Below are 20,969 nucleotides of genomic sequence, written 5' to 3' on the forward strand. Positions count from 1 at the left end.
TCAATACTGTACCGGGCATCGGGCGTTCGGCGCCGCCGCGCCGTCCCCGGGTTCCCATCGCCAACGACCTCGGACGTTCCATGATCTGCGCCGCCGTTGCTCCCGTTCAGACCACCGCTTCGTTGCGCCACGACGTCCGGGGCGATGCCGACTCCCGGCTGGAGGCCCTGCGCTGGCCCCGGCGGGGGCCGGTCTGTCCGCACTGCGGCGCGCGGCATGCCTATCGCATGGTGTGCGAGCGGTCCGGCGGCGTGCGCTTCAAGTGCGCGCGCTGCCGCAAGCCGTACTCCGCGCGCCGGGGCACGGTGCTGGAACGCTCCAACGTGGGCACGGGACCCTGGCTGCGCGCCATGGCCCTGTTCCTGGACGATCCGGGGCGTGGCCTGGCGGCCCGCATCCAGCGGGCCTGCGGGGTCAGCTACAAGACCGCGTGGTCGATGGCGCGCCGCCTCCACGAGTCCCCGGACGACCCGATCCTTCAGGCCCTTCGCGCCGAACGCGGCGCGGACGGGCGTGCCGTCTCCCATCCCTTCCGAGAAAGGACCTCACCATGACTTCGATCCCCCGCCTGTCCGCGCTCACCCTGGGGGCCGCGCTGATGGTCGCGCCCGCTGGCGCGGCGCTGGCCCATACCCCGCTGTTCTCCTGTTACGACAACGGCGACGGCACCGTGCTGTGCGAGGCCGGGTTCTCCGACGGCTCGTCCGCCTCCGGCGTGGCGGTGCGGGTGCTGGACGGCGCCGGCGATGCCATCCGGGAGACCCAGATGGACGCCAACAGCGAGTTCCTCTTCGACATGCCCGAGGGCGATTACAGCGTGCAGTTCGATGCCGGCGAGGGCCACCGGATCACCGTGCCCGCCAGCGAGATCTACTGAGCGACCAGACCCAAACCCAGGAGCCCGCACCGATGACCCGTACCCTGATGGCCACCGCCGCCGCCCTGATGCTGTCGGCCGCGCCCGCCTTCGCGCACTTCCAACTGGCCTACACGCCCGAGGTCAACCTGGACCGGCCCGGCGACGTGCCCATGAAGTTCTTCTTCTGGCATCCGATGGAGAACGGCCACGCCATGGACATGGGCGCGCCCGATGACCTGTCGGTCTACTTCAAGGGCGAGCGGATCGACCTGACCGACCGCCTCTCTCCGGTCACCTTCCAGGCCGCGCATAACACGGCCCAGGGCTACGAGGCGACCATCCCGGTGAAGCGCAACGGCGACTACATCGTCGCCTTCACCCCCGCGCCCTACTACGAGGAAAGCGAGGACATCTACATCCAGCAGATCACCAAGAGTCTGCTGAACAAGGGCGGCATCCCCACCGGCTGGAATGAGCCCGTCGGCCTGCCCACCGAGATCGTGCCGCTGAACAAGCCGACCAACGTGATCGCGGGCTCCACGTTCTCGGGGGTGCTGCTATCGGACGGCCAGCCGGTGGCCGGGGCCGAAATCGAGATCGAGTACATGGCCGCGCCCCCGGACATGGCGACCAACCGACCGACCGCGCCCACCGCCGGGCCGCTGCCGGGCGGGGCCATCGTGGCGATCACCGACGCCAACGGCGTCTTCACCTTCGGTGTGCCCAAGGCGGGGTTCTGGGGCTTCGCCGCGCTGGGCTCCGGGCCCGTCACCGAGCACGACGGCAAAGAGGTGTCGCAAGACGCCGTGCTCTGGGTCCGTGCGTTCGAGATGAAGTAGGGCGCCCCAGGCGCCGTCATGCCTGCCATGGGGGACGGGCAGGGGGCTTCGGTCCGCTGTCCGTCCGCCGCCGTCCGTTTTCCTCCGGGAGGTCCGGGATGCCCGACCCGTCCAGTCCGTCCGACATTGCGCCGACCCGCCTGCGGGTGGCCCTGGCCGGCCAGCCCAACTGCGGCAAGTCCACGCTGTTCAATGCCCTGACGGGGTTGAGCCAGCACATCGCCAACTATCCCGGCGTGACCGTGGACAAGAAGAGCGGCCGCTACCGCGACGGCGCCCTGTCGGTCGAGATGGTGGACCTGCCGGGCACCTACAGCCTGACCTCGTTCTCGCTGGAAGAGCGGGTGGCGCGGGCCTTCCTGCGCGACGAACAGCCCGACCTGATCGTCAATGTCATCGATGCCACCAACCTGCGGCGCGGGCTGTACCTGACGTTCCAGTTGCTGGAGATGGGCTTTCCGGTGGTCGTCGCCCTGACCATGACGGATGTCGCCGCGAGCCGGGGCCTGTCCTTCGATCTGGCCACGCTGTCCGAGCGGTTGAACGCGCCCGTGGTGCCGGTGGTCGGGCACAAGGGCACCGGCCGGGACGACCTGCGCGCGGCCATTCGCGACGTCGCCGGGCGTCGGGACGCCATCCCGCCGGCGACGCTGAATTACGGCGACCTGGAAGCGGACGTCACCGCGCTTCAGGTCCGCATCGCCGACCTGCCGGCGATCACCGACACGGTCTCGGCGCGCTGGCTGGCGGTCAAGCTGGTGGAAGGCGATGACGAGGCCCAACGGGTGCTGCGGGCGCATGTCAACAACGCGCATGGCCTGCTCGATCAGGCGCGGCGGGCCGCCGTGGCGTTCGAGGCGCGCGCGGGGCTGAGCGTGGGCGACCACATCGCCGGGTGCCGGGACCATCTGGCGGGGGACATCCTGGCCACCTGCGTGACCCGCTCCGACACGGGCCGCCGGCCGCTGACCGAGCGCATCGACCGCGTGTTGCTGAACCGCTGGATCGCGCCGGCGTTCCTGGTGCTGACGGTCTGGACGATCTATCAGCTTTCCATCGTGCAGGGCTACGAGCTGACCAAGGTCACCTGGCCCCTGCTGGCCGGATTCCGGGATCTGGCCGGGGACGTGCTGCCGTCGGCCGGGTTCCTGCATGATCCCGTGCTGCGGTCCATGGGGTTGTGGATGGTGGATTCCGCCAACGCCCTGCTGAACTACGTGCCGATCTTCCTGATCCTGTTCGCGTTGATCGCGATCCTGGAGGACAGCGGCTATATGGCCCGCATCGCCTTCATCCTGGACCGCATCCTGCACCGCTTCGGGCTGCACGGGCAGTCCACGCTGCCGTTCATCCTGGCCGGGGTGTTCGCGGGCGGCTGTGCGGTGCCGGGCGTGATGGCGACCAAGGGCATCCCGGACCAGCGCGCGCGCATGGCCACCATCCTGACCGTGCCGTTCATGAACTGCCTGGCCAAGGTGCCGCTGTATACGCTGCTGATCTCCATCTATTTCCCGGAGAGCGGCGGCTTGGTGCTGTTCTACCTGTCCACGATCACGATCATCTTTGCCCTGCTGATCGCGAAACTGCTGTCGGTTTCGGTGCTGCGGCACATGGAGACGGCGCCGTTCGTGATGGAACTGCCGCACTACCATCTGCCGACCGTGACCGGCGTTCTGCGCCGGTCGGTGGACCGGACGTGGCTGTACATCAAGAAGGTGGGCACCGTGGTCGTGGCGGTGGCCACGGTGGTTTACGTCCTGTTGCAGTTTCCCGGCCTGACGCCGGAGCGGCAGGCGCACTATCACGACCGGGCGGAAGCGGCGATCGCGGACTTCCGGGCCATCCTGGCGGACAATCCCCTGTTGGCGGCGGTGCCGGACCAGGACAGCCTGACCCGGCTGGTGAACCTGTACACCGACTACCGGAGCGACCGCATGATGGTGGGCAGCCGCGCGGCGGCCGAGGCCCTGGACGAACGGGTGCGGGAAACCCATCCCGCCCTGGCGCCCTTCATCGTGCGCTCGCGCGATCCGGACGCCCGCGCGGCGCAAGGGGCCCTGCGGGATCTGGCCACGACCCGCAAGGAACTGCGCCGGGAGATGAAGGATGAACGCATCGTCAACAGCGCGCTCGGGCAGTTCGGCCGCGCGCTGGAGCCGGTCACGCAGTTCGCCAACTTCGACTGGAAGATCAACGTGGCGCTGTTCAGCTCGTTCGCGGCCCGCGAAAGCAGCGTGGCCACCCTGGGCGTGCTGTTCGACCAGCCGGAGGGCGAAAACCAGACGCTCGAAGAGCGCATGGGCGCGCAGCAGAAGGCCGCCGGCTACACGGCCCTGACGGCGGTGGCGCTCATGCTGTTCTTCGCGCTCTATCCGCCCTGTCTGGCGACCACGATCATGATCCGGGTGCAGACCGGGTCCTATGCCTGGATGGCGTTCTCGATCGTGTTCCCGACCATCCTCGCCCTGACCGTGGCCAGCCTGACCTATTCGATCGGCTCGGCGCTGGCATTGTCGGGCCTGGAGATGATGACGGCGATCTATCTGGTGGCGCTCGGCCTGCTGCTGGCGGTCGGGCTGTTCAAGTCCCCCTTTGGCCGGACGTTGCCGCGCCCGGCCTATCGTCCCGAACAAGGAGGTGCGGCATGACCGACGGCATGGCATCCACGACCGCCGTGGACCTGAGTCGCGAGGCCACCAGCGGAGTCCTGGAGATCGCCTTGGTTGCGATCCTGATGGCGCTGGCCCTGGGCTATCTGTGGCGGACGTACCTGGGGCGGCGGCGCAAGGGCTGTGCGCACTGCGGCTCCGCCCGCACCTGCCAGGCGGCGCGGTCCTTCAACCGGGGGCCGGGCCGGTAGCGGGCGAACGGACCCGGGGCCTCTGGGGGATCAGGGCGCAATCAGGATGTCGGCCTTCGACCCCATCAGGGCATGGCCCGGCAGGTCCTGACCCAGCAGGAACGACCAGCCCCGTCGCGGGCGGCCCAGCACGACCAGATCCGGCGCGTGCTCGGTCACCAGGGCATCCAGGACCGGCACCGCCGCACCGCGTTCGCAGGAAAACCGGCCGCGCGCCGCATAGTCCGGCAGGCGGGCCAGCCGGTCGCGGACCGGCTGCGCGAAGGGGTCCAGACCGTCATCGGGATCCCCTGCCGCGCCGCCCGGCAGATCGACGGCGAGAAAGGACACGACCCGCATGTCCGGGCAGGCCGCCAGCGCGAAGGCGAGGGCGCGTTCCGCCGGGTCGGTGTCATCGACCGCCGCCACGGCCAGACCGTAGGGGCCGCGATACGGGGTTTTCGCCGTCAGCACCGGGACATCGGCGCGCCGGATGACGCGTTGCGTGGTCGAGGACAGGAACGGGTCCGCCAGCCGCATGTCCCGACCGCCCCCCAGGACGATCAGGTTGCAGCCCAGGGACTGGGCGGTGATCTCCTCGAAGTCGTGACCGGCGACGACCTCGATCCGCCACGGCACCCCCTGTGATTCCGGCATGGCCTGCACCTGCTGGTGCAGCAGGATCCGGACATCGTCGCGGATGTGCTTGGAGATCGGCGGCGGATACGTGTCCTCGACCACGTGCAGCACCACGACGGAGCCCTGGGACGCGGCCGCGAGCCGGAACGCGCGCACCAGCGCCCGGTCGCCGCGCGCGGACAGGTCCGTGGCCGCAAGGCAATGCAGGGGGGGCGCGGGGGTCATGACGCCACCTCCGGGTCCGGGATGTCGGCCGTCCGGTCGGTCCGCGCATCTTCAAGCCGCTCGACCGCGCGCCGGGCCGCGTCGGCGAACGGCAGGAGCACGAGATCGGCCCCGTGGTCGCGGTAGAACGGCACCTCGGCCGCCGATTGCGCGGTGACGGCCACGCGGCCCGGATAGCCTTGCGCCTTCAGCGTCTTCAGCATGACCAGGATGGTGTTGCCGCCGGACGCGCCCTCGGGCCGCACCCGCCAGGCGTTCACGATCCACTGGCCGGACTGCACCGGCAGGTCCTTGAGGAACTCGGGGTCGGTGGCGTCCCCGAACAGCACGGGGTAATCCCGGGTCCGGCCGCCGCGCACGGCCGCCGGGTCGAAGTCGATGCCCAGCACCGACCAGCCTTCCTGGCGCAGCCCATGGGCGATGTTGCTGCCGAAGCGCCCCAGGCCGATGACGATCACGTCGAAGCGCGCGTTTTCGGACAGCCGGTCCATCAGGGCGGTTTCCTGGGCGGGGTCGCGGCGCTCGAACAGGCCCAGCACGGGTTCCATGCGGGCGTACAGCCACTGGGAATAGATGATCATGTAGGTGGACAGGCCGATGGTGATGAGCCCCACCAGCGTGATGAGCCCCACATGGTCCAGCCCGATGTGCCCGAGCGACAGGCCCAGCGCGGCGAAGATGAGCGAGAATTCGCTGATCTGGGCCACCGTCAGCCCGGCCAGGAAGCCGGTGCGCTTGCGGTAGCCCAGCAGTCCCATCAGCACCAGCACGATCAGCGGGTTGCCGATCAGCACGAACAGCGACAGCCAGAGGGCCGGCACCACCTGTTCGCCGATCAGGCTCATGTCCAGGCCGCTGCCCAGGTGGATGAAGAAGAACAGCAGCAGGAAATCCCGCAGGCTGACCAGCCGCGCGCCGATGGCCTCGCGGAACGGCGTGGACGCGAGGCTGACGCCGGCCAGGAACGCGCCCATCTCCTTGCTGAACCCCATGACCTCGCCGACCGAGGCCAGGACGACCGCCCAGGCGACCGCGAACAGCACCAGCAGTTCGGCCGAGTCCGCCAGACGGCGCAGGATCGGCGTGGCCAGCCAGCGCATGAAGGCGGCGATGGCGGCCAGGAACAGGCCCCCCTTGACCACGATCATCAGCAGCGACCCGAGAAGGCCGGGGTCGGCGGCCGTGGCTCCCTCGCGCGCGCCCATCGACGACAGCACGATCATCACCAGCACCACCACGACGTCCTGCACGATCAGGAAGCCCAGCGCGATGCGGCCGTGCAGGGCGTCGATCTCGCCTTTGTCCGACAGCAGCTTGACGATGATGATGGTGGACGAGAACGTCAGCGCGACCGCGATATAGAGGCTGGGCAGGGGCTCGAAGCCGAGCCCCAGGCACAGCGCGAACCCGATCACCGAGGTGAACACGACCTGACCCAGCCCCGTGATGAGGGCGACGCCGCCGACGGTGCGGATCAGGCTCAGGTCCAGCTTCAGGCCGACGACGAACAGCAGCAGCGCGATGCCGAATTCGGCCAGGACCTGGATCTGCTCCTCGGACTGCACCAGGCCCAGCACCGAATGCCCGGCCAGGATGCCCGCCGCGATGAACGACACGATGAGGGGCTGGCGCAGCAGCAGGCCGACGGCCCCGATCAGCGTGGAGAACAGCAGGATGATGGAGAACTCAAGGAAAACGCTGCCGGTCGGCATGATGTCGAGCATCGTCCCATCGATCCTTCGTCCCTGCGCGGATCTCGGGGCCCCGAGGCCCGGTCCGCGTCTTCAACTCAACCGCGTATCATCCTATCCGTTTCAGGGCCGATGCGTCACCGTATACCGACCGGCGCCGCCCCGGATTCGGCGGGCGGCGCGGCTCGTCGGTCTCACGCGAGGGGCGCCTGCCAAGCCTGAAGGCGGGCGAGTTGAGGGGTTTTCTTGTCCAGGTGGCGCTCGGCTCGGTTCAGACCGTCGGCCAGGGGGCGCACCCCTTCGGCGACGAAGGGGCCCCTGTTCAGCATGACGCACTCGGCGCGGGCCCCAAGGGCGGCGTCCGTGAACTCGCCCCGGCTCGCCACGCCGCCCTTGACCCGTTGCGCCAGCACCTCGGTGGCCCAGACCACGGCGATATGGGCCGCCTCGCACAACCAGAGGATCTCCTCCTGACCCTCCGAGAGGCGGGAGAACCCCACGTCCACGCCCGGATCGCCCCGGGCCATCCGCTCGCCGGCGGCAACCGGCTTCACAACGTGGTGGCGGATCGCGCACACTCCCCGTGGGGGACGCACCCCCACGCATGGAATGGATGCTCTGGGGGCCCTGTGACCACACCGCCGCTCCACCTGCTTCAACTGGCGTTCGGAACCGTGACATGGCAGCGCGGCGAGAAACTCCATCGCGCGGGCCGGGCGACGGTGGTGCGGACCGCGGCGGACGGGACCCATGTGGAAGGCATGGTTGCCGGCAGTCGCCCGCAGCCGTACCGGACCGAGGCCCGGTTCGGCCTGGATCGGCACGGCATGGTGACGGTGACGACCGAGTGTTCCTGTCCGGTCGGGCTGAAGTGCAAGCACGGCGTTGCGCTGCTCCTGCAGGCCCGTGACGAGGACGCGCTGCGCCTGCCGGACGGGGACGGGCCATCGCGCCCGCGGACCCCGGTCCCCGCGCGGTCCCCCGACCCGGCCGGGGACGATCCGGCCGCCCTGCCCGCGGCGGTGCACGACTGGCTGCGGGCCCTGGAGTCAGCCGGCGCGTCGGACTCCGAAGAGTATCCGGAGTCCGTCCGGCATCGCCTGATCTATGCTTTGTCCCTGCATGTGTGGCCCATGGGGCGGCGCGAAGCCCAGGTGCGGCTGCTCTCCGTCCGCCTGCTGAAGGACGGCAGCCTGTCCGACGTCTCCAACGCCTACGACCCGACCAACGTCCACGGCAGCAAGGGCGGCGCCAAGTTCCTGCGGCCCTCCGACCGGCGCATCCTGGATCGGCTCGTCCGCCACACCGGCTACGGCGGGTCGGCCAGCCGATCCCTGACCGGCGAGGAGGGCGCGGCCCTGATCGAGGCCATGCTTGAGACCGGGCGCGTCCGCTGGGAAGCCGTGGCCGGCCCCGTCGTGGTCCGCGGCGAACCCCGCCCCGGACGCGTGACATGGGCCGTGGAGGACGACGGCCGCCAGCGCCCCGCCGTAGACCCCGTGACCGCAGACACCACCGCGCCCGCCCTTGCCGTCCTTCCCGTGGCGCCGCCGTGGGCGATCTTCGCCGATCCCGACGACTCCGACCGGGTGGTGGCCTGCCCGCTGACGCTGCCCCTGGCGCCGCGTTCGCTGGGGGCGCTGCTGAAGGCCCCGGCGCTGAGCCCGGATCAGATCGCGCCGGTGCGCGACCGGCTGGCGTCGGTGCTGGGCGCGGGCGTCACCGAGGCCGCGCCGGACGTGCTGCCCCGGCCCCTGCCACCGCCCCGGATCATCGACGAGGCCCCCGTACCCTGCCTGCGCATCTTCGGCCGCGACATGCGCCGCGATCCCTATTGGATGCGCTTCCGAGGGGCGCAGGAGCGCGAGACCCTGCGGCTGGTCCGCCCGTGGTTCCGCTACGCCGGCCACGACATCACCCCCACGACGGTCGAAGCGACCGTCACCCGGCGCGACGGGGACGGGCTGGCGCGGATCGTCCGGTCCCGGACCCGGGAGCGCGAGGCCCTGCGCACGCTGTCGGCGCTCGGCTTCACCCGCGCGGCCGCCCGCAAAGATGTCCTGGTGCCGCCGGAGCACCGCGAGGACCTGACCCTGATCCCGGAGGAGGACCTGGACACGGCCTGGCTGCGCGTGCTGCTGGACGATGTGCCCCGCCTGCGCGAGACCGGCTGGATGGTGGAGGTGGCCGAGGACTTCCCGCTGCGTCCGGTCATGATCGACGGCGATTTCGAGGCCGGGTTGACCGAGGCCGGCGAGGGGTCGGGACCCGGATCTGGAATGGACTGGTTCGACCTCAGCCTGGGCGTGGTGGTGGACGGCGAGCGGGTTGATCTGCTGCCGGCCCTGCTGGACATGCTGAACGGGATCCCGGCGGAGATCCTGGAGGACCTGCTGGAGGATGCGGACACCGACGGCACGTCCTCGACCTTCAGGATCCCCGACGGCCGCTTCCTGCAGGTGCCGTTCGACCGCCTGAGGCCCATTCTGCGCGCGTTGGTGGACCTGCTGGGCACGGATACCCATCCGGCCGAGGGCGCGCGCCTCTCGGCCCTGGACATGGCCGACCTGACGGCGTTCGAGGACGCGGTGTCCGAAGGCGGCGTCGCCTTCCGGGGCGGCGATCAGGTGCGCGCGCTGGGCCGCCGTCTGCGCGAGGCTCACGGCACGCCGCCCCCCGTCACGCTGCCGTCCGTGTTCACGGGCACGCTGCGGCCCTATCAGGCGGCCGGCGTGGCCTGGATGCAGATGCTGCGCGAGGTCGGGCTGGGCGGCATCCTGGCCGACGACATGGGGCTGGGCAAGACGGTGCAGGCGCTGGCCCACCTGTCCGTGGAGAAGGCCGAGGGGAGGCTGGACCGCCCGTCGCTGGTGATTGCGCCCACCAGCCTGATGGGCAACTGGCGGGCCGAGGCGGCGCAGTTCGCGCCCCACCTGAAGACGCTCGTGCTGCAGGGCCCGGACCGCAAGGCCGACTTCGGGCGGCTGGCCGAACACGATCTGGTGTTCAGCACTTATCCGCTGCTCAGTCACGACGCCGAGGTGCTGGCCGGCCAGGATTGGCACCTGCTGATCCTGGACGAGGCCCAGACGGTCAAGAACCCCCGCACCACGGCCGCGAAGACCCTGCGCCGCCTGACCGCGCGCCACCGCCTAGCGCTGACCGGCACGCCGGTGGAGAACAATCTCGGCGAGCTGTGGGCGCTCTATGACGCGGTCGCCCCCGGCCTGCTGGGGGACCGCAAGACCTTCACCAAACAGTGGCGCACGCCGATCGAGAAGCACGGCGATGCGGACCGGCAGGCGCGCCTGTCGCGGCGGCTGCGGCCGTTCCTGCTGCGCCGGACCAAGGGGGACGTGCTGGCCGACCTGCCGCCGCGCACCGACATCGTCGAGCATGTGACGCTGGAGGCCGGGCAGCGCGCCGTCTACGAGGCGATCCGGCTGGCCATGCACGGCAAGGTGCGCGAGGCCATCGCCCGCAAGGGCCTGGCGCGCAGCCGCATCGAGCTGCTGGAGGCGCTGCTCCGCCTGCGGCAGGTGTGCTGCGATCCGCGTCTGGTGGCGGGGGCGCGGCAGGCCGCGCGCGCCGGCCGAGGCCGGGTGGCGGCCGCCGGCTCGGCCAAGCTGGACCGGCTGATGGAGATGCTGCCCGAGCTGGTCGCCGAGGGCCGGCGGGTGCTGCTGTTCTCGCAGTTCACCAGCATGCTGGACCTGATCGAGGCGGCGGTCACCCGCGCCGGCCTGCCCTATGTGATGCTCACCGGCAAGACCCGGGACCGCACCGCGGTGGTCCAGCGGTTCCAGACCGGCGACATGCCGCTGTTCCTCATCAGCCTGAAGGCGGGCGGCACCGGGCTGAACCTGACCGCCGCCGACACGGTGATTCACTACGATCCGTGGTGGAACCCGGCCGTGGAGCAGCAGGCCACCGACCGGGCGCACCGGATCGGCCAGGACAAGGCGGTGTTCGTCCACCGCCTCATCGCCGAGGACAGCATCGAGGTGAAGATGCAGACGCTCAAGGACCGCAAGCAGGCCCTGGCCGACGGCCTGTACGATCCCGACGGCGCCACGCCGTTCGACATCAGCGAGGACGACGTGGAGTTCCTGCTGGGCGATGCGTAAGGCCGGGCGGCCGGTGGCGCGCGTCACCGGCCGGATCACCAGTACCGCAGCGCGTCCCGGAAGATGGCGGCGAGGTCGGCCTCGTCGGGTGCGCGCGGCGCCTGCACCAGCAGGCGCTTCTGCTGGTACGCGCCCTTGACCAGGGACGGCACGTCCGCCTCGGTGTAGCCCAGGTCGCCGATGCCGTTGGGGCAGCCGGTGTTGCGCATGATCGCCGCCAGCCGGTCGGCCAGGGCCTCCCCGGCGTGCTCCGGCCCCAGGTTGCGCACGTCGGCGCCCAGGCCGCGCGCCGCCTCCAGGTGGCGCTCGGGGTTGGCCGAGGCGGTGAAGCGGAAGGCGGCGGGGGCGTTGACCACCACGGAAATGCCGTGCGGCACCATGGGCTTTTCAGTCTCATAGCCGGTGGCGACGAAGCGGTGGTTCTGCCCGGCCACGGCGTAGCTCATGGCGTGCGGGATGTGGACGCCCGCGTTGCCGAAGGCCATGCCGGCCAGGGTCGAGGCGAACATCAGCCAGTCCCGCGCCTCGTGGTCCGAGGGGTCGGCGTAGGCCCGTTCCAGGTAGCGCCCACCCAGCTCGATGGCCTTCATCGACCCGATGTCCGACCACGGGTTGGAGCCCTGATAGGGCGGCCGGCTGCCCGGGTCGGCCGGATAGTCGCGGGTGCGGAAGTCGCGCGCGGTCCAGCTCTCGATGGCGTGGGTCAGCACGTCCAGGCCCGTCGAGCAGACCACGCCCACCGGCAGGGTGTAGGTCGTGGTGGGATCGACCACCGCCCGGGTGGGCTTCAGGGCGCGGTGGGAAATGCCGGTCTTCACGTTTTCCGACACGAAGTCGAAGATCGCGGCCGCCGTCATCTCGCTGCCGGTGCCGCAGGTGGTGGGGCAGGCCAGATGCGGCTTCAAGGGGCCGGGCACGGGCTTGCCCTGGCCCATGGGTGCGTTGACGTAGGCCAGGAAGTCGTCCGGCCAGGTGGCGTACAGGTTGGCGGCCTTGCAGGTGTCCATGACGGAGCCGCCGCCCACGGACACGAAGCCGTCGAAATTGCCGTCCACGGCGAAGGCGGCGGCGTCGCGGAACGAGGCGTCGGTGGGCTCGACCGCGACGGCGTCATAGACCACCACGTCCAGGCCCGCGCCCCGGATGGCCTCGCGGGCGATGGCCACGTGCTCGCTGTCGGCGAGGTGGCGGTCGGTGAACAGCGCCACGCGCCGGGCGTTCAGGGCCTTGATGTCGTGGCCCAGCTCGCGCAGGGCGCCGTGCCCGTACTTCAGGGGCACGGTCTCCACGGTGAAGATGTGTTCGGGCGTGTCGGGCGCCAGTCCGGCCATGGTGCGAATCCTCCCGTTCTGAGTCGACCCGTTGTTTGTTTGGGTCGCATGTTGTTTTGGGGGACCCGGCCTGGACGCGGTCAAGAGCGGGCGAGTGCCGCCTTGTCCGGGGTCTCGTCCGGCGCCGGGTCCGGCAGAGCCGGCGGGGGTGGCGCGTGCCCGGAGAGCATTTCGCCGACACCCGCCGACACCACCTGATGGCAGTGCCGGGCGACGGCCTTGCGTGATCCCAGGGTGGCGAGGTCCACCGGCTCGTGGAAGATCACTTCGGCGGTGGCGTTGCCCAGGGCGAGCACCGCGAACAGGTGGCCGGCCAGGCTCATGTCGCCGTACCACGCATAGAACGACCGCAGGCCGTAGCCGATGGGCAGGCCGTCCACGCGGGTATAGGCCAGCGAGACGGGCTGGACGACCATCGAGGGGGCGGCGTGGGGCGTGTCGGCGGTCTTGGGCACACCGCGCTTGCGGGGCGGTTCCGCCACGGCCAGCAGCGCGCTCTTGAACGGCAGCACGCGGTTGCCGTCGTTGCTGGTGCCTTCGGGGAACAGGATCAGCGGCTCGCCCTCGGCGAGGCGGCGGGCGATGTCGTCGCGGCCCTTGCCGGTGCTGGCCCGCTTGCGCTCGACGAACACGGTGCGGCCCAGGCGCGCGATCAGGCCGAACCCGGGCCAGGTGCCCACCTCGGACTTGGCCACGAAGCCGGCGTCGATCAGCGAGCCCAATACGACAATATCCAGATAAGACGTGTGGTTGGACACGATCAGCAGGGGCCGCCGCCGGGTGACCTTGCCCCGGATCACGCGGACGGACAGCCCGATGATGGCGGCGGTGCCGGCCCAGTACAGCCGCGCGACCGGGCGCGAGGGCAGCCGCAGCCCCAGAAGGGCGGCGTAGGGCGGCACCACCACGAGGGTCCACAGGAAGAACAGCGACAAGCGCCACACGGCGCGGATGGGGGAGGCGATGCCGGGCATGGGCGTCCTCTGCGAGGCTCGACACGGCCGGCCCGCCGTGACCGCGCCCCTCATGTCAACAGGCCCTAGAGGGGCGCGCCGGTGGGGACCGAGCGAGCGGTGCGGTCATAGTGCCGGAAGTACTTTTCCGCCACCAGGTCGGTCTTCACGATGACGCAGACATCCGTGGTGTTGAACTGTTCGTCCACGTAGGCGCCGTCTCCCACATACCCGCCCAGGCGCAGATAGCCCTTGATGAGCGGTGGCAGGCTGGCCAGCACGCGGCGGGCGTCCAGCGTTTCGGCCGGCACCAGGTTCATGGTCTGGTAGAACTGCGGCAGCACCACGGGGCGCATCTCCACCGGCGCCAGGTGATTGTGATGCAGGTAGCTGAGCGCCGCGGCGTGTTCGGTCAGATCGTTGCCGAGCAGGCTGGCGCAGCCGAACATCAGGCCCACGTCGTGGCGGAACACATAGGCCGCGATGCCGCGCCACAGTTGCTGCATGGTATGGCGGTTGCGGTAGCGCATGTCCACGCACGACCGGCCCAGCTCCATGACCTCGCACGGCTGGTCCACGATGGCCGAGATGTCGTACTCGGCCGCCGAATAGAACCGGCCGGCCCGGGCCGCGTGCTCGCGCCGCATCAGCCGATAGGTGCCGACCACCCGCTCCGGTCCGTCACCCAGCGAATGGTCGATCACCAGCAGGTGATCGGCGATGTCGTCGAAGGAATCGAAGTCGCGTTGGCAGGCCGCCGTCTCGGACGACGGGCGTGCGCCGCGCTCATTGTAGAAGATGCGGTATCGCAACGCCTGTGCGGCGTGGATCTCGTCCTCCGAATCGGCCAGCACGACGTCCAGGTCGCCCGCGCGCAAATCACCGAGAGAGCCCATGTCACTCCTTGCCTGAAAGCCTGCCCCGACCCCTGCCGGGCAGGGCCCGGTTCGTGGTCCGGGCCTGTGCGCTGCCGGCCGTCATCGTGCGGCCGTCCGTTCCATGCCCGGGTCCGGGCCGCGCACCGTCACGGTGGCGGGATGATGCCGGAGCAGGGTTCCCTGTTTCAAGACCATGACGGGTCACGGACCGTCACCATGCGCGCCGACCGGGCGGCCGCGCGACCCGGCGGCAGGTGCGCTGGCGGACCGTCCGCACGCGTCAGGTGCCGTCATCGGACGTTCCATCCTTCAGGGCCAGGCCGTACAGTTCCAGCCGGTGCCCCTTCAACTCGTACCCCAGGGTCCGTGCGATCTCTTCCTGGAGGCGTTCGATGTCCGTGTTGCGGAACTCGATCACGCGCCCGGTTTCCAGGTCGATCAGGTGATCGTGGTGATCGTCGGAGACCTCCTCGTAGCGGGCGCGACCATCCCGGAAGTCGTGCCGTTCAAGGATGTCGTTCTCCTCGAACAGGCGGACGGTGCGGTAAACCGTGGCGATGCTGATGCGCGGGTCGATCGCGGTGGCGCGACGATAGACCTCTTCCACGTCGGGGTGATCCTCCGCCTCCGACAGGACCCGGGCAATGACACGCCGCTGCCCCGTCATCTTCATGCCCTTGTCGATGCACCGTTGCTCGATACGGGATGTCATGGGCGGGCACAGCTCGATGGGTGGAACAGTGAGAACGGATATCTTAGGGGCGCGGGCCCAAAAAGGAAAGGCATGCGCCCGCGGGCGCGGGCCGGGCTTGACCCGCGCGCCGACAGATGGCCCTTGCGGCGCATCGTGTCAACAAAAACGGACCGCCCCGGGACAAGGGAACCGGGGCGGAGGGGAGCCCGGCGGCTGATGACCGGGTGGTCGGCGCAGGCGGCGACCGACCGCTATTGCCGTCGCGCGCGGGTGCCCAGTCCGATCTTCTTCGCCAGGGCGCTGCGGTGCTTGGCGTAGTTCGGCGCCACCATCGGATAGTCCGCCGGCAGGCCCCAGCGTTCCCGGTATTCCTCGGGCGTCATGTCGTAGGCGGTCTTGAGATGCCGCTTGAGCATCTTCAGATGTTTGCCGTCCTCCAGGCAGACGATGTAATCGGGCTGGACCGATTTCTTGATGGGGACGGCGGGCTGGGGCGTCTCCGGCTGCTGTTGCGCCTTGCCGATCCCGGAAAGGCTGCGATGCACGTCCTGGATCAGCGTGTTGAGGTCGGCGACCGCCACAGAATTGTTGCCGACGTGCGCGGCAACGATCTGAGCGGTCAAGCGAAGAACTTCCTTGTCTGCATCTGACGCGGACATAAACGCAGCCTTTCTTGATGTGACGAGAGTTGGCGAGGGCAGCCCTGGTGACGATATCCAGGGAGAATGGGCGGGGCAGGGGTTCTGTGCCTGTTTCGTTGGGGCGTAGTACGATTCGTTGGACGCCAATTATAAGGCGCAAAATCAAGCTCGGCAAGTGTTGAGAAAGGTGAGGAGACGAGGTTTGACACGGTCAATGAGAAATGAGGGTCCCGTCACGGACCATGAAATTGACATCACGGGTGATGTCTGCCCCTTTACCTTTGTTAAAACGAAGCTGCTTGTTGAGCGAATGCAGTGTGGCGAGGTCGCGACGGTTCGTCTTAGGGGTCTGGAACCGCTGAAGAATGTGCCCCGCTCCATTCTGGAGCATGGCCACGAGATCATTTCCCTGGAAGCGGAGCCGGGCCAGGGCTCGGAAGGTATTCATCGGCTCGTCTTGAGGAAGACCGAAAACGCATGGGGTTGAGTTCACGGCAATGAATTCAACGAAACTGGATCCCTGCGGTTGCAATCAGGGCCGGGGTTCGTTCGCGGCGGGGTGGCTCTGTGACAGACTCCGGCACATGGTGATCGCGTCCTGTGAGACGCCGTTTTCGTCATGGTAGTACCGGGGTCTGCGGCCGACCTGAGAGTACCCCAACCGAGCGTAGAACGTCTGCGCGGCGATATTGCGCTCGGCAACTTCAAGATGAACACGCTCGACCCCCGCCACGTCAAGGGTCTTTTCCCCTTCCTGGACCAGAGCCCGCGCCAGACCGTGCCGCCGCCAGCCGCCCGGCAGCACGCCCAGGGTCAGAATATCCGCGTCGAAGCCGACGGCCTGAACCAGCAGCAGGCCCACCGGGGTGTCCATGTCCGTCGCCTCCGTGTCGCCATCGGCCGGGGGGGGGTCCGGGGCCAGCGCCAGCCAGCCCCGCACGCCGGGCAGGGCGAGCACGTCCGCCATCTCGTCCGGGCGCCAGGGGCGATGCCAGGGCTGATCCCGGAAGCAGACGGCGTGCAGCGCCGCCAGCACGGCCGCATGGGCCGGCGTGGCGGGCTGGAGGCGGGGGCGCGGGGCCGCGCGTAAGGCCGGGGTCATGCGGGACCCGAGGCCGGCGCCCGGGCGTTGGGCGGGGGCAGGGTGGCGTCCGGCGGCCGGATGTAGAGCGGTCGGGGCGGCACGGTCTCCGCGCCGGGGGCCGAGACCAGCGCGGCCAGTATGGCGGGCGCGGGCGGGCGCGCGGGGTCGGGGGCCTCGACCCACTCCGGCGGCAGGGGCCGGGGCAGCAGGGCCGAGCCGTCGCCCGTGATTCGGCCCGGCCCGTCCGGGAGCCGGTCCGCGACGGCCTCCGGCGCCACCGAGACGGGCGCGCCGCGCGGCGTTCCGTCCGCGTTGAAGACCTGAAGGTAGACCTCGGCCCGCCGGGCATCGAGGACCACGGCGATCGGCACTCCTGAGGACTCCGACGGGGCGCGCGCCATGGCGGCCAGAACCGCCGTGGTGGTCGCGCCCAGCACCGGGCAGCCCACCGCGAGCCCCAGCCCGCGCGCGAAGGCCAGGCCCACGCGCAGCCCGGTGAAGCTGCCGGGACCGACCGTCACCGCGACCGCGCCCAGTTCCGCGAGACCGACCCCGGCGGCCCGCGCCACCCGGTCCACCATGGGGGCCAGGGCCTCGGCGTGGCCGTGCGCCATGGCCTGGGTCTCCTCGGCGAGAACGGTCCCGGCCCGCCACAGGCAGACGCTGCAGGCCCCCGCCGCGGTGTCCAGCGCGAGAACAGGCCCATCGCCCGGCGCGCTCACGGGGTGGCGCCCGGCATCATGCGGGTGCCGGCGGCGGCGTCCGTCAGCACCGGATAGCGGCCGCGCGGCCGGAACACCTGGTAATGCCACCATTCATTTCGGTAGAAGTCCCAGTCCGCCGCCGTCATCAGGCCCAGCAGCAGGGCGCGGTTGCGCTGCGCCTCGACCGAGACATGCAGGTCGCCGTGATGGGACTCCGGCACCATGGCATCGAAGCCCGTGCCCATCTCCAGCGGTTCGCCCGACAGGGCATCGACCAGCGTCAGGTCCACGGCCGCGCCCATGGAATGCGGCGAGCCCCGGCGCGGATCGGCCAGGAACGCGGGATCGGGGCTGGCCTCCCACAATTTCCATTGCGCCTCGGCCGGGCGGAAGGCGTCGAACACCCGCAACCGCAGCCCCAGCGGCCGCGCCAGCGCCACCGCGCGCGCCAGCAGCGCGGCGGCGTCCGGGTGCAGGTAGCAGGCCGCCCGGCCATAGATCGGGCGGCCCGTGATGTTGTCGGCGGTGGCGTAGCGGAGGTCCAACTCCAGATCGTAGGACTCCGGCGTGATCTCGATCAGCATGGCGGATGACGTGGCGCGTTCTCCTAGAAATCCTTCAGGCCGGCGATGTCCATCGCCTCGAAATAGGCCGTCTTGTCCTCCACCGAGGCCGAGCCCGAGACCTGCACCAGGATTCGGTTGTTCACCAGCGCCTGAAGCTCCCCATCGTTGGTGACGATGACCTTTTCGCGGCCGATGCGCTTGATGGAGCCCATGGCGCCCATGGCGGCGGGGTTGGCGAACATGGCGCCCATGGCGGCGATCATCGGGTTGTCGGCCACAAGCTGGATGTCCACCGTGTCGCTGCCGCGGGTATAGGTCGCGCCGGCGGTCTGGCCGCCGCCCATCATGGCGGCGCCCATGGCCTGGGTCTCGCCGTCCTCGCGCGTCCACCCGGACATGGCGGGCGGCAGGAACCCGGCGAGGCCCTCGGCCTTCATCTGCGCCAGAAGCTGGGCGGCGAAGTCCAGTTCCTCCTTGGCCAGATCGACGTCGCCGGCGCGGTAGGCGTCCAGCGCGGCGGTGATGGAGTCCTCGATCTCGTCGGCGTGGGCCGGCGCGGGCAGACCGATGGAGACGGCCACGGCCAGGGTGCCGGCGGCGGCCAGGGTGGCGAAGGGCGAAGCACTGCGGGTCCTGTGAACCATGTGGGGCCTCCCATGGGCGTGACCGGGGGCAGCGGCCCGGGACGGCCGGCTGCTCTGCGGAAGCATCGTCCGGGGGTCGCACACCGTCAAGCGCGGGCAAGCGCGCCGGCGGGCTCGGGCGTGTGCAGTTTCTGTTGCGGCGTCCGGACCCGGTTCTTATATAGCGGCCAATTCGCCCGTCCCCCGGCCCGCCGGGATCGGGATCTTGAACCTCAAAACGCAGACCCACATCCCCTCCCGGGACTCGCCGCGGTGCCTGATGGGGCCGCCGCGTTTCGCCAGAATGGAGACTGACCTATGAGCAAGGTGATCGGAATCGACCTCGGCACGACCAACTCGTGCGTCGCGGTCATGGACGGCAAGGACGCCCGCGTCATCGAGAACGCCGAGGGCGCCCGCACCACCCCGTCGATGGTGGCGTTTTCGGACAGCGGCGAGCGCCTCGTCGGCCAGCCGGCCAAGCGTCAGGCCGTGACCAACCCCGAGAATACGCTGTTCGCCATCAAGCGCCTGATCGGGCGCCGCTACAGCGATCCGACGGTGGAGAAGGACAAGGGCCTGGTCCCCTACAAGATCGTGAAGGGCGACAACGGCGATGCCTGGGTCGAGGCCCAGGGCGAGAACTACGCCCCCAGCCAGGTGTCCGCGTTCATCCTGGGCAAGATGAAGGAAACCGCCGAGGCCCATCTCGGCGAGCCGGTCACCCAGGCGGTCATCACTGTGCCGGCCTACTTCAACGACAGCCAGCGTCAGGCCACCAAGGACGCCGGCAAGATCGCCGGCCTTGAGGTGCTGCGCATCATCAACGAGCCGACCGCGGCCGCGCTGGCCTATGGCCTGGACAAGAAGCACACGGGCACCATCGCGGTCTACGACCTGGGCGGCGGCACCTTCGACGTGTCGGTGCTGGAGATCGGCGACGGCGTGTTCGAGGTGAAGTCCACCAACGGCGACACCTTCCTGGGCGGCGAGGACTTCGACGCCCGCGTCATCGAATACCTCGCGACCGAGTTCAAGAAGGAGCAGGGCATCGACCTGCGCCAGGACCGGCTCGCGCTGCAGCGCCTGAAGGAAGCCGCCGAGAAGGCCAAGATCGAGCTGTCCTCGGCCATGCAGACCGAGGTGAACCTGCCGTTCATCACCGCCGACCAGAGCGGCCCGAAGCACCTGAACATCAAGCTGACCCGCGCCAAGCTGGAAGCCCTGGTGGACGATCTGGTCCAGCGCACCGTCGAGCCCTGCAAGAAGGCCCTGGCCGACGCCGGGCTGAAGGCCAGCGAGATCGACGAGGTCATCCTGGTGGGCGGCATGACCCGCATGCCCAAGGTGCAGCAGGTCGTGAAGGAGTTCTTCGGCCGCGACCCGCACAAGGGCGTGAACCCGGACGAGGTGGTCGCCATCGGCGCCGCCATCCAGGGCGGCGTGCTGAAGGGCGACGTCAAGGACGTGCTGCTGCTCGACGTCACCCCGCTGTCGCTGGGCATCGAGACCCTGGGCGGCGTGTTCACGCGCCTGATCGACCGCAACACCACCATCCCGACCCGCAAGAGCCAGGTCTTCTCGACCGCCGAGGACAATCAGAACGCGGTGACCATCCGCGTCTTCCAGGGCGAGCGCGAGATGGCGGCCGACAACAAGCTGCTGGGTCAGTTCGATCTGGTCGGCATTCCGCCGGCCCCGCGCGGCGTGCCGCAGGTCGAGGTGACGTTCGACATCGACCCCAACGGCATCGTCAATGTCTCGGCCAAGGACAAGGCGACCGGCAAGGAGCAGACCATCCGCATCCAGGCGTCCGGCGGCCTGTCCGACGACGACATCGAGCGCATGGTCAAGGAGGCCGAGCAGAACGCCGAGGCCGACAAGAAGCGCCGCGAACTGGTGGATGCGCACAACCAGGCCGACGGGCTGGTCCACACCACCGAGAAGACGCTGAGCGAGCACGGCGACGGCATCCCGGCGGAGGACAAGGCCAAGATCGAGTCCGATCTTGCGGCCCTGCGCGAGGCCATGCAGGGCGAGGACGTGGACGACATCAAGGCCAAGACCGACGCCCTGCAGCAGTCCGCCATGAAGCTGGGCGAGGCCATGTACAAGGCCCAGCAGGAAGCGGCGGCCGGCGGCGAGGCCGGTGACGCGGGCGGCGCGGCCGCCGCCGGCGGCGCGGGCAAGGCCGACGACGGGGTCGTTGATGCCGACTTCGAGGAAGTGGACGACGCCAAGAAGAAATAGGCCCGTCTGACCGACGCTTCGGGCCG

General features: G+C 69.8%; 20 protein-coding genes. 8 read left to right on the forward strand and 12 right to left on the reverse strand.

The window, feature by feature from the left end:
- Positions 1 to 80 precede the first annotated feature (80 nt).
- The 5 genes from GHC57_RS11675 to GHC57_RS11695 all read left to right on the forward strand — a co-directional run bounded on the left by GHC57_RS11675 (position 81) and on the right by GHC57_RS11695 (position 4,558).
- Positions 81 to 554: a transposase gene (locus tag GHC57_RS11675; RefSeq protein WP_153344406.1), complete on the forward strand. Its 474-nt coding sequence runs from the start codon at positions 81 to 83 to the stop codon at positions 552 to 554.
- Entirely contained in the window at positions 551 to 877 is a 327-nt protein-coding gene (locus GHC57_RS11680; RefSeq protein WP_211369181.1) for a hypothetical protein, read from the forward strand. The genes GHC57_RS11675 and GHC57_RS11680 overlap by 4 nt, the downstream gene beginning before the upstream one ends.
- A gap of 32 nt (positions 878 to 909) precedes the next feature.
- Positions 910 to 1,698, forward strand: a complete 789-nt coding sequence (locus tag GHC57_RS11685) for a DUF4198 domain-containing protein (RefSeq protein WP_153344408.1) — start codon at positions 910 to 912, stop codon at positions 1,696 to 1,698.
- A gap of 98 nt (positions 1,699 to 1,796) precedes the next feature.
- Positions 1,797 to 4,346, forward strand: coding sequence for a ferrous iron transport protein B (gene feoB / locus GHC57_RS11690; protein WP_153344410.1), 2,550 nt, complete (start codon positions 1,797 to 1,799; stop codon positions 4,344 to 4,346).
- Positions 4,343 to 4,558 carry a hypothetical protein gene (locus GHC57_RS11695; protein WP_153344412.1) on the forward strand — a complete coding sequence of 72 codons (216 nt, stop codon included), beginning with the start codon at positions 4,343 to 4,345 and terminating at the stop codon, positions 4,556 to 4,558. Before feoB ends, GHC57_RS11695 begins: the two co-directional genes overlap by 4 nt.
- A 30-nt stretch (positions 4,559 to 4,588) precedes the next feature.
- On the opposite strand, the gene GHC57_RS11700 is transcribed toward GHC57_RS11695, so the two are convergent.
- The 3 genes from GHC57_RS11700 to GHC57_RS20000 form a co-directional block, all read right to left on the reverse strand.
- Positions 4,589 to 5,401, reverse strand: a complete 813-nt coding sequence (locus GHC57_RS11700; protein ID WP_153344414.1) for a universal stress protein — start codon at positions 5,399 to 5,401, stop codon at positions 4,589 to 4,591.
- Positions 5,398 to 7,125 (reverse strand): cation:proton antiporter, encoded by a 1,728-nt coding sequence (locus GHC57_RS11705; RefSeq protein WP_170294851.1) that lies wholly within the window; start codon positions 7,123 to 7,125, stop codon positions 5,398 to 5,400. The genes GHC57_RS11700 and GHC57_RS11705 overlap by 4 nt, the downstream gene beginning before the upstream one ends.
- A gap of 161 nt (positions 7,126 to 7,286) precedes the next feature.
- Positions 7,287 to 7,619: a pyruvate kinase gene (locus tag GHC57_RS20000; protein ID WP_246152281.1), complete on the reverse strand. Its 333-nt coding sequence runs from the start codon at positions 7,617 to 7,619 to the stop codon at positions 7,287 to 7,289.
- A 234-nt stretch (positions 7,620 to 7,853) separates the two neighbouring features.
- Here GHC57_RS20000 and GHC57_RS11715 point away from each other — a divergent pair, with 234 nt between their 5' ends.
- A complete protein-coding gene (locus tag GHC57_RS11715; protein WP_153344418.1) occupies positions 7,854 to 11,219 on the forward strand; it encodes a DEAD/DEAH box helicase in 3,366 nt (1,121 codons plus the stop codon).
- A gap of 35 nt (positions 11,220 to 11,254) precedes the next feature.
- Here GHC57_RS11715 and GHC57_RS11720 read toward each other — a convergent pair whose 3' ends face one another.
- The 5 genes from GHC57_RS11720 to GHC57_RS11740 all read right to left on the reverse strand — a co-directional run bounded on the left by GHC57_RS11720 (position 11,255) and on the right by GHC57_RS11740 (position 15,734).
- Positions 11,255 to 12,550, reverse strand: coding sequence for a hydroxyacid-oxoacid transhydrogenase (locus tag GHC57_RS11720; protein WP_153344420.1), 1,296 nt, complete (start codon positions 12,548 to 12,550; stop codon positions 11,255 to 11,257).
- An 80-nt stretch (positions 12,551 to 12,630) separates the two neighbouring features.
- Positions 12,631 to 13,524: a lysophospholipid acyltransferase family protein gene (locus GHC57_RS11725; protein WP_153344422.1), complete on the reverse strand. Its 894-nt coding sequence runs from the start codon at positions 13,522 to 13,524 to the stop codon at positions 12,631 to 12,633.
- A gap of 65 nt (positions 13,525 to 13,589) precedes the next feature.
- Entirely contained in the window at positions 13,590 to 14,399 is an 810-nt protein-coding gene (locus GHC57_RS11730; protein WP_153344424.1) for a GNAT family N-acetyltransferase, read from the reverse strand.
- Between the two features lie 262 nt (positions 14,400 to 14,661).
- A complete protein-coding gene (locus GHC57_RS11735) occupies positions 14,662 to 15,093 on the reverse strand; it encodes a Fur family transcriptional regulator (protein ID WP_153344426.1) in 432 nt (143 codons plus the stop codon).
- Positions 15,094 to 15,326: 233 nt separating this feature from the next.
- Positions 15,327 to 15,734: a Ros/MucR family transcriptional regulator gene (locus GHC57_RS11740; RefSeq protein WP_153344428.1), complete on the reverse strand. Its 408-nt coding sequence runs from the start codon at positions 15,732 to 15,734 to the stop codon at positions 15,327 to 15,329.
- 196 nt (positions 15,735 to 15,930) lie between these two features.
- On the opposite strand from GHC57_RS11740, the gene GHC57_RS11745 reads away from it, so the two are divergent.
- Positions 15,931 to 16,203: a sulfurtransferase TusA family protein gene (locus tag GHC57_RS11745; RefSeq protein ID WP_153344468.1), complete on the forward strand. Its 273-nt coding sequence runs from the start codon at positions 15,931 to 15,933 to the stop codon at positions 16,201 to 16,203.
- Between the two features lie 45 nt (positions 16,204 to 16,248).
- Here the strand turns inward: GHC57_RS11745 and GHC57_RS11750 are convergent, their stop codons facing one another.
- The 4 genes from GHC57_RS11750 to GHC57_RS11765 are packed head-to-tail and all read right to left on the reverse strand — an operon-like array spanning position 16,249 to position 18,714.
- Positions 16,249 to 16,818 carry a GNAT family N-acetyltransferase gene (locus GHC57_RS11750; protein WP_153344430.1) on the reverse strand — a complete coding sequence of 190 codons (570 nt, stop codon included), beginning with the start codon at positions 16,816 to 16,818 and terminating at the stop codon, positions 16,249 to 16,251.
- Complete coding sequence (tsaB, locus tag GHC57_RS11755; protein WP_343031168.1) at positions 16,815 to 17,522, reverse strand: tRNA (adenosine(37)-N6)-threonylcarbamoyltransferase complex dimerization subunit type 1 TsaB; 708 nt, start codon at positions 17,520 to 17,522, stop codon at positions 16,815 to 16,817. Before tsaB ends, GHC57_RS11750 begins: the two co-directional genes overlap by 4 nt.
- Entirely contained in the window at positions 17,519 to 18,088 is a 570-nt protein-coding gene (gene ddpX, locus GHC57_RS11760) for a D-alanyl-D-alanine dipeptidase (protein ID WP_153344434.1), read from the reverse strand. The genes tsaB and ddpX overlap by 4 nt, the downstream gene beginning before the upstream one ends.
- A 23-nt stretch (positions 18,089 to 18,111) precedes the next feature.
- The gene (locus GHC57_RS11765; RefSeq protein ID WP_153344436.1) at positions 18,112 to 18,714 is read right to left on the reverse strand and encodes a hypothetical protein; all 603 of its coding nucleotides are present in this window, start codon (positions 18,712 to 18,714) and stop codon (positions 18,112 to 18,114) included.
- 297 nt (positions 18,715 to 19,011) lie between these two features.
- Between GHC57_RS11765 and dnaK the strand changes: the two genes are divergently transcribed.
- Positions 19,012 to 20,943, forward strand: coding sequence for a molecular chaperone DnaK (gene dnaK, locus GHC57_RS11770; protein WP_153344438.1), 1,932 nt, complete (start codon positions 19,012 to 19,014; stop codon positions 20,941 to 20,943).
- The last annotated feature ends 26 nt before the right edge of the window (positions 20,944 to 20,969 follow it).

It is taken from the genome of Roseospira navarrensis (genome assembly GCF_009601025.1).
Lineage (GTDB): Bacteria > Pseudomonadota > Alphaproteobacteria > Rhodospirillales > Rhodospirillaceae > Rhodospira > Rhodospira navarrensis.